The sequence below is a fragment of the Microbacter margulisiae genome (assembly GCF_014192515.1).
Classification (GTDB): Bacteria; Bacteroidota; Bacteroidia; order Bacteroidales; family Paludibacteraceae; genus Microbacter; species Microbacter margulisiae.
This window is the reverse complement of record NZ_JACHYB010000001.1, coordinates 269757-281162: the sequence shown is the minus strand read 5'-3', so window position 1 is coordinate 281162 and position 11406 is coordinate 269757. Positions and strand designations below refer to the sequence as shown.

Sequence of the window (11406 nt, the reverse complement as noted above, 5' to 3'; positions counted from 1 at the left end):
GAAAAGGATTGAAGGAAAGAAGCAGCAACAGGTCGAATGTCAATCTGCTATTCCGTCGTTCTGTTATTTGATTTCTGTCTGCCAGCTACAAAACTACCTGGGTTCTCTTCAAATTTTCATTGTCCATTACTCATTTATTCATGTTCACCGCCTTCTCCCTTTTGTCCGGATTCCTGCTGGTTCTCTTTGCCCTGCTGCTGTGGGCGAGGCCATCATCTATCCGGAGGGCAAACCGGATGCTGGCAGGGATCTTCCTGCTGTTGGCGGCACTCAGCCTGTGGATGCTACTCCTTTATTATATATACGGCCGGAAGATGGACTTCCTGCTGCCGTGGTATCTTCCCCTCGACCAGGTGCTGGTGATGTTCATCGGGCCGTTGCTCTATTTTTATGTGTTGCTGTTGTTCGATCCTTCACGCCGCATCACGGCCCGGCAGTTTGCCAGGCATGCCCTCCCGGCTCTGCCTGCGCTGGCCTATGTGGGCTATTTCATCTCGCTGCCGTTGAAGCAACGCACGGGCGTGTTGCTCGATGCTTCCGACCCGCGGCGCTGGATGGAAAACCTGCTCGACTATCTTTTCTACCTCCAGTTGATGCCCTACCTGATGGTCTCTTTCCTGAAAGTGTACCAGCAGCGGGAGTCCGGTTACCTGCTTGAGTCCAAGGGGTGCCGGGCGAATATCCGCTGGCTCTGCTATGCCCTCCTCATCGCGATGGCAGGTGTCCTGCTCCACCTGCCGCTTTGCATGGCAGACGACTGCAACGGGATGGAGCTTGTGGTGGGTACCTCTGTCATTGGCCTGCTGGCAGGATACATCTTCCTGCAATCCATCTTTAGCACCGGACTTTCAATGCAGGCCGCGGTAGAGATCCTGTCCGAACCCGAACGGCAAATAAAACTGGAAGAGCAACTGGTGGACGACTACATACAGCGGCTGCATGAAATCCTGTCTGACACCAGGATATACCTGAACCCCGAATGCACGCTGGAAGCCGCCGCCATTCAAACGAACATCCCGCAACATCATCTCTCCCACGTGGTCAATGTGCACTGTGGCAAAAACTTTTCCGATTTCATCAACGAATACCGCTGCCTGCATGCCTGCCAGCTGCTTGAGAGCGACCAAGCCGACAGGATGACCATCGAAGCCATCGGATTGCAAAGCGGATTCCGTAGCAAATCGGTTTTTTACAGCGCCTTTAAGAAAAGTTACGGCCAAACGCCTTTCGAATACAAAGCAAGTTTGCGGCAGCAATGAAAGCCGGACATTTATCTCAAAAGAGACATTCCCGAACTTCCCTTCCCTGACACACTTTATTGAATAGACCCTTCGCAGTAAGATTTCTATGCATCGAAAAAGAATTGCGATGCTTTGCAGTGAGATTTCTATGCATCGAAAAAAGATTGCAATGCTTTGCAGTGAGATTTCTATGCATCGAAAAAAGATTGCAATGCTTTGCAGTGAGATTTCTATGCATCGAAAAAAAATTGCAATGCTTTGCAGTGAGATTTCTATGCATTGAAAAAAGATTGCAATGCTTCGCAGTAAGATTTCTATGCATTGAAAAAAGATTGCAATGCTTCGCAGTAAGATTTCTATGCATCGAAAAAAGATTGCAATGCTTCGCAGTGAGATTTCTATGCATTGAAAAAGGATTGCAATGCTTCGCAGTGAGATTTCTATGCATTGAAAAAGGATTGCAATGCTTTGCAGTGAGATTTCTATGCATTGAAAAAGGATTGCAATGCTTTGCAGTGAGATTTCTATGCATCGAAAAAATTATTTTGATACATCACTGTAAAAAATGATACAAAGAAAGGAGTCCGGAAAAGGGTTAAATGTTAAAATTGACCTTCAAACCCCCTTTTTTGATACAACTTTGTTTGATATTATAATATCGAACAAAGTTGTCCCTAAAAAACTTGCATTAGGCCATTGAATTAAATAGTTTTGCCGGACAAAAATTCTAAAAATAAAACACATGAAAACAAACAATGCCGTTTTGCACATTACAAGCAAGAAACCTATGGCAGTAGCAGAATTGAGTGAAAGAGTAGCCGCCAGCATGGCTGCCAACAAAACCGTATTTCCTACTCCCGACCCCACACTGGAAGAGTTTAACACGGAACGGGGAAAGCTTAACACAAACATAGCCGAAAAAGACGGGAGTAAAATTAAAAACCAGATCATACTGGATCAGACCAATGTGGTATTTGCCATGCTGAAGTTGCTGCTCAATTATACCAATAAAGTAGCCAATGGGGATAAAACCATTATCCTGCTTTCGGGCTTCGACTGCAGTAACGAGCCTGTTGCGCATGGTATTCCGGGCAAAGCCCTGATTAAACGGGTGGAAGACGGCGAGGTGGCTTGCAGCGCTAAGATATATATGGAGCCATTGAACGATGCCGACCGTTACAGGGTGGAAACCACTACGACCTCTAATGATCCCAAGAGTTGGACAACCACCCTTGATTATGTCTCGTTGAACAATTTAGAAATCGCGAATCTTACCAGGGGAGAGGAAATCTACATCCGGGTAACGGGAGGTAACAGGCATGGCTGGGGAATGGTCAGCGAACCGGTATCATTTATGCCGAGATAAGGCTGGGAAACTGCCAGCATTGTGATGGAGATGATTGCATGATGGAGATGATGATTTGTAAGGATGTGATGAAAAACAATGAAATCATACGAATCACAGTGCTGGCACTATTCTCTTCATCCCTTTTTTTGATCCATTTCAGGAGGATTATCAAAAATTATTCATTGCCGATACAAAATCGAAAAACTATGCTTATTATTGTATTAACGTTAGGCAACTAATATTGAAAAGAAGTATAAAACAACCGGTTGGTATAACCCGTTGTCATTTAAACAACTATAAAACATGAGAATTGCAGTCTTGTATGCGTCCAAACACGGAACAACAGAAAAAATAGCCAAACAGATAGTAGCAGGCCTGTCGCCACAAGATGGAAATGCTATTAATATCAAGAAAGAACATCCCGATATTAAGTCATTTGATTACATCATCCTGGGGAGTTCTATCTATGCCGGTAAGATTCAACCCGTGATGGATGCCTTCTGTCGCAATAACTCGTCTGCACTGAAAGAAAAAGTGATAGGTCTTTTCATCTGTGGTATGGAAACGGATGAAATCAAACAGAAAGCCGAACTGGCAAATGCTTTTCCCACTGAATTGCAGGAGGACAGTGTAACCAAAAGCTTTATGGGAGGAGAGTTTATCTTTGAGAAAATGAACATTGTGGAACGCTGGCTTGTGAAGCGCATTGCCAAAGTCAGCAATTCGGTCTCCATGATCAATGACCATACGGTAAAAAGGTTTGTCTCCCAATTGCGTTCCCATCTTTTCCTTCCCGATATCGATATCAATGACGAAGTTACAGAAACAAAGAAATCCCAAACGGTTGAAACGGAAGATGATGATGTGGCCGTGGAAGTGTACAGCGGTTCGATGTGGGATTGCGGAATGGTCAAAAGCCTTTTAAATGATGCAGGAATAGAAGCCTTCCTGAATAACGAGAACCTGGGAACAGTAGCACCCTGGATTGCCGCTCCCGGTGGAGCAGGAGCCATTGGCGTCATTGTGGCCAGACATGATGTAAAAGATGCCTCAAAAATAGTGGACGAATTTAACCAGAGCACTGAAGACACCTAATTATGCAGGAAAAACCAAAGCCAACACTGATACTGGCAGGAGGAACCGGATTCATTGGAAAGCATGCAACTGAATATTTTGCACAAATCGGTTATCATATCATTGTACTCACCCGCGGAGAAAGCCGTTATGAACATGCCGTCCGCTATGTCCACTGGGATGCAAAGAATGTTGACGGATGGCATCATCTGCTGGACGGTGCAGTCGGTATATTCAACTTCACAGGACACAATATACAGGCGCCTCCTACCGAAACAAACCGGAAAGAGATCATGCAAAGCCGGATAGCGTCAGTAAAAGCATTGACAAAGGCCATGTCTCGTTGTACAAATCCTCCTCCGCTGTTCGTACAGATGAGTGCAGTTGGATTTTATGGTAACACAGTGAATACATGTACCGAACAATCGCCCGTTGGCAAAGGATTTATGGCCGATGTATGCAATCAATGGGAACAAACTTTCATGCAGGCCGATCTGCCACAAACACGGAAAATCATTTTACGACTGGGAGTAGTGCTTGCTAAAGATGGCGGTGCCCTACCCTTGCTGGTAAAGCTGACAAGATCTTTTTTAGGAACCACTGTCGGTTCGGGCAAACAGGGAATTAGCTGGATACATATCAATGACCTGATGCAAATACTCCGGTGTACACTCTATAAGTCCCAAATGCAGGGAATATACAATGCAACCTCACCCAATCCCACATCAAATAAACTATTTATGAAAACATTGCGCAAGCTGTTCCACCGGCCATGGCTACCACCTGTACCTTCTTTTATCGCTTCAGGCGTGGCGCGTACATGTATGAAACGTAATCCGGAAGTGTTGCTGACAGGTTGCTATGCCATTCCCAAACGACTGGAGGCGGAAAACTGTTTCCTTCAGTTTAAAACACTCGACACCGCACTACCGGACCTGTTTCGCCGTTAACTTATATGCTACCGTAACTTTTCAAAAAAGTTTTCATTTCTTTTCTGTTTCAGCAAAAACATTTTTTACCGGAAGACGATACCAACATGGAAGTTTTTTGTATTTTTGTGGCGTTTACCATCGCAAACAATACATAATAAGCTTTGCATGCATCTGTTATTGACACTATTTTTTTAACCATAAAAACTGACTACAAACAATTAAGCAATGGACAAGCAGGGTATCATCATATACAATGCAAAAATATTTACTGAGAAAAGCACATTTAGAGGTTCCTTACGCATTGAAGGAGAATTTATTGCAGAAATTTTCAAAGGAGAAGTCCCCCCCACAGTTTTAGAAAAAAATCAGGTAATCGACGCTTCCGATCTATGGCTTTTGCCTGGAGTTATCGATTCCCATGTCCACTTCCGTGATCCCGGTTTAACCCATAAAGGAGACATTGAGTCTGAATCGAAAGCCGCTTTAGCAGGCGGAGTTACTTCGTTTATCGACATGCCAAACACGATTCCTCCTACCACAAGCATAGCCGCTCTGGAAGAAAAACGGAAAACAGCATCTGAAAAGGCATGGACCAACTTTGGCTTCTTTCTGGGAGCTACCCCCGACAACCTGAATGAGTTAATACAAGCCGACAATCAACGTTTTGCGGGAATCAAGATCTATTACGGTTCCACGACAGGCAATATGATGGTTAATAAGGAAGTAGTGCAAAAACTGATGACCTCATCCAACCATTTGCTCGTAGTACACGCCGAAGATGATGCAGTGATTCAACGCAACATGGCTTCTTACCGGGAACAATTCGGGGAAGAACTGCCCTTTAGCTATCATCCGATGATTCGTTCGGTCGAAGCATGCTACAAAGCAACATCTGCATTGGTCGAAATGGCCATGCGCCACCGGTCGCGGCTGCACATAGCGCATGTCAGCACAGCAAATGAACTGGCGCTTTTCGACGGATCGAAACCATTGGCAGAAAAACAGATCACTGCCGAAACCTGTGTCCCTTATTTATGGTTTGACCAACGCGATTACGATCGTTTGGGAGCACGACTCAAATCGAATCCGGCCATTAAATCTGAAAACGACAGGAAAGCATTGCTTCAGGCGTTAGCCAGTAACAAGATAGACACGATCGCCACCGATCATGCCCCGCATCTGTTGGATGAAAAACAAGGAAGCTATTTCAATGTCCCTTCGGGCATCCCTTCTGTGCAGTATGCCCTTCCGGTAATGCTGGAACTGGTACGCAACGGCCAGGTGAGCATTGAAAAAGTACTTGAAAAGATGTGCTATGCGCCGGCAACTTTGTTCCGGATTCATCGCCGCGGATATATCCGCAAAGGTTTCTATGCCGATATGGTGCTGGTTGATCCAAATAATCCCTGGACCATCAGTGACGAAACCACCCTCTCGAAATGCAGATGGTCGCCTTTTGCCGGCACACAGCTTCATGCACGGATAACCCATACCTTTGTCAATGGAAAAATAAAATTTGAAAACGGCGCCGTCCATGACCAACGAAACGGACAGGCGTTGTTATTTAACGTAAAATAAATGACAACCAGATGTTTTTGTTCTCCAGTCGGATGGATTGTAGTCCGGGGAGAAGCCAACGAAATTGTATCAATCTCTTTTTCTGAAGAAAAAGTACCGGCCAGAGGCGCCAAAGATGCAGCCGTCAATGAAGCCATTAAACAACTTATAGCCTATTTTCTCGGCAAACGTAAAACCTTCTCACTGCCTTTGCGCAAAACAGGAACCGCTTTTCAACAAAAAGTGTGGGAGGCATTGCAAACCATACCTTACGGGGAAACGTCCACTTATAAAAAGATTGCAGAACAAATCGGGCATCCGAAAGCCTTCCGTGCAGTGGGCAATGCCAACCGCCATAACCCCTTCCCTATTGTCGTTCCGTGTCATCGGGTGATCGAAACATCGGGATTCTTTGGGGGCTATAGTGGAGGCTTCGAGATAAAACACGGTTTGCTGTTTCAAGAAGGATGCCTTTAAAGAACCAGGAATCTAAAGGCTAAGGCCAAAAGAGAACTACGGTTGAAAGTTGAAGGTGTAAAGACGAGAACCAAGAATCAAGAGCCAAGAATCAAGAAGAAATCTGTTGGTTCTTCCCGTAACTTCATATATTTACCCCTAAATCCCCTAAAGGGGACTTTAAATCTGCTACATGAAGAGTAGGCATACTTTAAAGAGATTGAAGGCTTGAAAGCTTGAGGTTTATAACTTCCTGTATCTTCTTTAACTTCACATCTTCACATCTTCAGATTTTCATTGACAATTGACAATTGTCAACTGTCAATTGTCAATTGAATTGGTTATTCAATTATTTAGTTGTCTGCACGGCGCGTTTTTGAAAGGCCACTATCATGCAAAGACACAATATTCCCCTTGCCATACAGCGTAAGACCACCCACGCCGGAATTTGAGATATAAAACGCTTTTTCTGCAGTAACTTTGGTGTTTCCAACAGCACTATTGGTAAGATGCATCGTCTGACAGATAAACTGCCGCGCATCAAAATTTCCCACACTATGATTTTGAAGAACAGCATCATTGCATATTCCTGTTAACTCCGTCTCACCAACAGCATGATCTTCCAACAACAATGAATCAGCCATTATAGCAAGTTGCGTGTTCCCGACAGAATGGTTTTTTATAATAACCGACTTGGCATCGATATTCAGCGTAGTCTTGCCTACAGCGTGATTCTCAAGCTTAAACGAAGGAACATGCAGAGTGTCCAACATGGTTATGTTACCAACGGAATGATTGTACAATGCGGTCAACGAATCCACATAGACAAACACCTGACCTTTGACTCTCCAGGAAAAGTTAACGTGTTTCGTCATTGAAATATCCAGCAATGAACCTTCGTTAGCCACTGCGATATACGGCTGCAGATTATCATCAATCTCTACCACAACGCGATACTGATTAGAAGGAATCAGAACAATATTGAGGGGAATAGATGTTTTCAACTGATGAAAGGAAGCTACCTGACGATCTTGCTTCACAACATTCCCCGAACCGGCAATAGTATGTCCATTGATAAAACTACACGAAAGCAGCATCAGTCCTATGGACATGATGAAAAAAAGGCGAACCAACTGGCTTGCACGAATTAAAGATTTCATAAGCATCTGTTTTAGAAAGTGAATGGATAAAGGTTTCTTATTAGACGTATCCGGCATCTGCTTTGGATGACAAACACGCAAAAAAAATCGGCAAATACAAAAAGATTATTTGGAATGCTCTCTGATATATTGATCTACATCGAATTTCGCAAAGCATCCCGACAGACTCATATATCGAATCTTACCAAAAACAGGCCTTGGAAACCAGGCTCTGTCATGCACACCGCCAATACTCCATGCGATACCAGCATAACCATTCGGATCGCGTCCATCAAGGGAATACTTATCATTCAGATAAATGGCATGTTGCAATGCCTCTTCCGGCGAAGCCGTCCATTCTAACAGCTTTTTTGCCCAATACATGCGCAGGTAACCATGCATCTTGCCTCTTACCGTAAGTTCCCGCTGAGCTGCATTCCATAGCGGGTCATGTGTCTCTCCGTTTTCAAGCTCTTCGCGGGTATACAAATAAAGCCGCACATCATTCCGGTGAAGCTCCATATCTTTTTTGGCCCATTCCGGAAATCCACCAGTCTGATCATATAAAGGATTATAATAACAGAAGTTATCTGCCAGTTCGCGTCGAACAATCAACTCTTCTAAAAAAGCTTCCTGTCCACCGGGCGGTGCATTCCTGATAATCTCCAATGCTACCCTTTGCGCAGCGATCTGTCCAAAATGAAGATATGGAGAAAGATGAGACTGCCCATCAGCTTCAGGATGATTCCGTTGTTCATCATAATGGGATAACTTTGTTGCAATAAACTGATCCAAGACCGTTTTGGCTGCTTCTTCGCCTGATTGCAACCAATTAACCGGCTCCACGTTTTCGGAATGGGATAGCATTGTTTTAATCCCCACCCAATCTATCGGATGAGCCTTCATTTGAACTGTCTGGGGATGAAGTTCGGGGAACTCAGTCAGGAAATCAGGCAAAAGACGTTTAATTTTCGGGCGCAACGTATAAGCGCCAAACTCAACCTTCCGGGAAACAAAATGACAGGGCACGATATTATGCGCATCCACTTCATAATGGGCAATGGCATCAATAGTGTCAATCATTTTATTCCAGGCCTGTTTATGCCGCAACGGATCAAAGTCGGAAACCACAGCAGAAACATCATATTCCCTGATAAAATCAGCAAAAGCGCTCATCGGCTGTTCATCCATCAACAGGAAAAAAGGAATATTTTTCGCCGCAAGATGCTTTTCCACCTGCTTCAAGCCTCTGATCATAAAGTCAAAATGGCGTCTGTTGGCGTTTGGATAATGGGGTACGAGGGTAAAAACCACAGCAAGGCCTTCATTCTTCACGTCAGCAAGCTGTTGTGCAAACAACAATGCCCAGTTGTCATCGACGCGCTGATCACGGCTCATTCGATAAACAACCAGCCCTTTTCTCCCGGGATAATCCTTTCGCACTATGACACGTCTGACATCAACTTCCATATCGTTAAACAGGTGATTTTCAGTTCATGCTGAATACAATTGAATACAAAGATAAGAAATTCAAAGCATCTCTTGACTTTTTACCTTATAAATTGTAATATTGCAAAAAACAAAACGATACTTCCATGAATTTTTTCAAAATAAACGACTGGAGAAAACAGTCACATCATCCTTCAAAAAAAGCTTTCGAGATTTTCAAATATATCGGGCCGGGGCTACTGGTTACAGTTGGCTTTATTGATCCCGGCAACTGGGCAACAAACTTTGCAGGTGGGGCAGAATATGGATACACCCTTTTATGGGTCATCACGTTAAGTACCTTTATGTTGATTGTGTTACAACACAACGTAGCCCACCTGGGCATTGTCACAGGGCTTTGCCTTTCTGAAGCGGTAAATTATTACCTGCCGGCAAAAGTTTCAAAACCGGTCATCATTTCTGCTGTCATAGCTTCTGTGTCGACCTCTTTAGCCGAACTGTTAGGAGCCGCCATTGCGTTGCAGATGTTATTTGGCATTCCAATCATGCTGGGTGCAATCCTGTCGGCAGCCATCGTCATCTTTTTTATTTTTACTAACTCATACCGAAAAATCGAAAGATGGATCATTGCTTTTGTATCCATCATCGGTATATCTTTTGTGTATGAATTATCGTTAGTACATATCGAATGGGTCAAAGTGGCCGTCAATACTTTTGTTCCTCAGGTTCCCACTGGTTCGCTGGTGATGATCATGAGTGTGTTGGGAGCCGTAGTCATGCCTCACAATCTGTTTCTCCACTCCGAAATCATCCAGAGCCGCCAATTACATAAACAAACGGATTCTTCCATTCGGAAACTACTCAAATATGAGTTTTTCGATACTTTGTTTTCGATGGTTGCAGGATGGGGCATCAATCTTGCCATGTTCATCATGGCAGCCGCTATCTTCTTCACCCATCATGAACAAATCAGCGAACTGCAACAGGCACACCAGTTGCTCTCACCCCTTCTGGGAAAAAGCGCCTCTAATATCTTTGCCATAGCCCTGCTCTTCTCAGGCATTGCCTCCTCTGTTACCTCAGGTATGGCGGGAGGATCAATCTTTACAGGACTTTTTGCAGAACCGTTTGATATTAAAGATAACCATTCAAGGTTAGGCGTATTGATTTCCATTGTGGGGGCCGTACTGCTGCTGACATTAGTAACTAATCCGTTGAATGCGCTCATCTTATCGCAAATGATTCTGAGCATCCAGCTCCCCATTACTATACTGGCCCAATTCTACCTCACATCTTCTTCGAAAGTGATGGGGAAATATGCCAATAAAAAACAAACGATGATTCTTATCGGAATCATCGCTGCTATTGTGATAGGATTGAATGTTTGGTTACTGATTACCTCGATTTGAAGCAAAGTGCCAATCTAACGGGGTATTTGCGGATATTTGCGGAAGAAGCTCATTAATTTCAGCTTAACAACGCCAAAGAAAGCCTCACCGAAAATGCTTCCATTCATTTTGGAGACACCCAGCACACGATTGGCAAACACAATAGGCACTTCTTTAATGGTGAATCCGCATTTGTATGCTGTGAATTTCATTTCAATCTGGAAAGCATATCCCTTAAAGTGAATCTTATCCAGCTCAATAGTTTCCAGCACTTTGCGCCGATAGCATTTAAAACCGGCTGTCGTGTCAAAAATCTTTAGCCCCGTGACAATGCGGACATAGCTGGAAGCAAAATAAGACATAATCACCCGCCCGATAGGCCAGTTGATAACATTGACCACATTGTTCACATAACGGGAACCGATTGCCACATCCGCCCCGTCTTCAGTGCACGCTTCATACAAGCGTAACAGGTCATTGGGATTGTGCGAAAAGTCGGCATCCATTTCGAAAATATAATCGTACTTATGTTCAATAGCCCAACGGAAACCGGCAATATAAGCAGTGCCAAGCCCCTGCTTACCTTTCCTTTCCAGCATGAATAACGAATTAGCAAAAGATTTCTGTAACGACTTGACAATGTTGGCCGTTCCATCAGGTGAACCATCGTCGATAATCAGAATATCAAAAGGCCGTGACAACGCATAAACAGCTCGGATAATGGCCTCTATGTTTTCTTTCTCGTTATAAGTCGGTATAATGACAACGCTATCAGACACAATGATAAATTTTTAAGTGAGTAATGTTAAACAATAAGGATGC

General features: G+C 44.0%; 10 protein-coding genes. 7 read left to right on the top strand and 3 right to left on the bottom strand.

Annotated features, from left to right (window positions below):
- Positions 1 to 140 precede the first annotated feature (140 nt).
- The 6 genes from FHX64_RS01240 to FHX64_RS01215 all read left to right on the top strand — a co-directional run bounded on the left by FHX64_RS01240 (position 141) and on the right by FHX64_RS01215 (position 6629).
- Positions 141 to 1259, top strand: a complete 1119-nt coding sequence (locus tag FHX64_RS01240) for a helix-turn-helix domain-containing protein (protein WP_183412039.1) — start codon at positions 141 to 143, stop codon at positions 1257 to 1259.
- Between the two features lie 724 nt (positions 1260 to 1983).
- On the top strand, positions 1984 to 2607 hold the full coding sequence (locus FHX64_RS01235; protein WP_183412038.1) for a hypothetical protein: 624 nt from the start codon (positions 1984 to 1986) through the stop codon (positions 2605 to 2607).
- 285 nt (positions 2608 to 2892) lie between these two features.
- Positions 2893 to 3684: a flavodoxin domain-containing protein gene (locus FHX64_RS01230; protein ID WP_183412037.1), complete on the top strand. Its 792-nt coding sequence runs from the start codon at positions 2893 to 2895 to the stop codon at positions 3682 to 3684.
- 2 nt (positions 3685 to 3686) lie between these two features.
- Entirely contained in the window at positions 3687 to 4613 is a 927-nt protein-coding gene (locus FHX64_RS01225; protein WP_183412036.1) for a TIGR01777 family oxidoreductase, read from the top strand.
- 207 nt (positions 4614 to 4820) lie between these two features.
- Entirely contained in the window at positions 4821 to 6173 is a 1353-nt protein-coding gene (locus FHX64_RS01220; RefSeq protein ID WP_183412035.1) for a dihydroorotase, read from the top strand.
- Positions 6174 to 6629, top strand: a complete 456-nt coding sequence (locus tag FHX64_RS01215) for a methylated-DNA--[protein]-cysteine S-methyltransferase (protein WP_183412034.1) — start codon at positions 6174 to 6176, stop codon at positions 6627 to 6629.
- Between the two features lie 332 nt (positions 6630 to 6961).
- Here the strand turns inward: FHX64_RS01215 and FHX64_RS01210 are convergent, their stop codons facing one another.
- Positions 6962 to 7768: a GIN domain-containing protein gene (locus FHX64_RS01210; protein ID WP_183412033.1), complete on the bottom strand. Its 807-nt coding sequence runs from the start codon at positions 7766 to 7768 to the stop codon at positions 6962 to 6964.
- 105 nt (positions 7769 to 7873) lie between these two features.
- Complete coding sequence (locus FHX64_RS01205; protein ID WP_183412032.1) at positions 7874 to 9217, bottom strand: deoxyribodipyrimidine photo-lyase; 1344 nt, start codon at positions 9215 to 9217, stop codon at positions 7874 to 7876.
- Positions 9218 to 9342: 125 nt separating this feature from the next.
- Between FHX64_RS01205 and FHX64_RS01200 the strand changes: the two genes are divergently transcribed.
- Entirely contained in the window at positions 9343 to 10605 is a 1263-nt protein-coding gene (locus tag FHX64_RS01200) for an Nramp family divalent metal transporter (protein ID WP_183412031.1), read from the top strand.
- Positions 10606 to 10619: 14 nt separating this feature from the next.
- Here FHX64_RS01200 and FHX64_RS01195 read toward each other — a convergent pair whose 3' ends face one another.
- Complete coding sequence (locus FHX64_RS01195) at positions 10620 to 11363, bottom strand: glycosyltransferase (protein ID WP_183412030.1); 744 nt, start codon at positions 11361 to 11363, stop codon at positions 10620 to 10622.
- Positions 11364 to 11406: the final 43 nt, after the last annotated feature.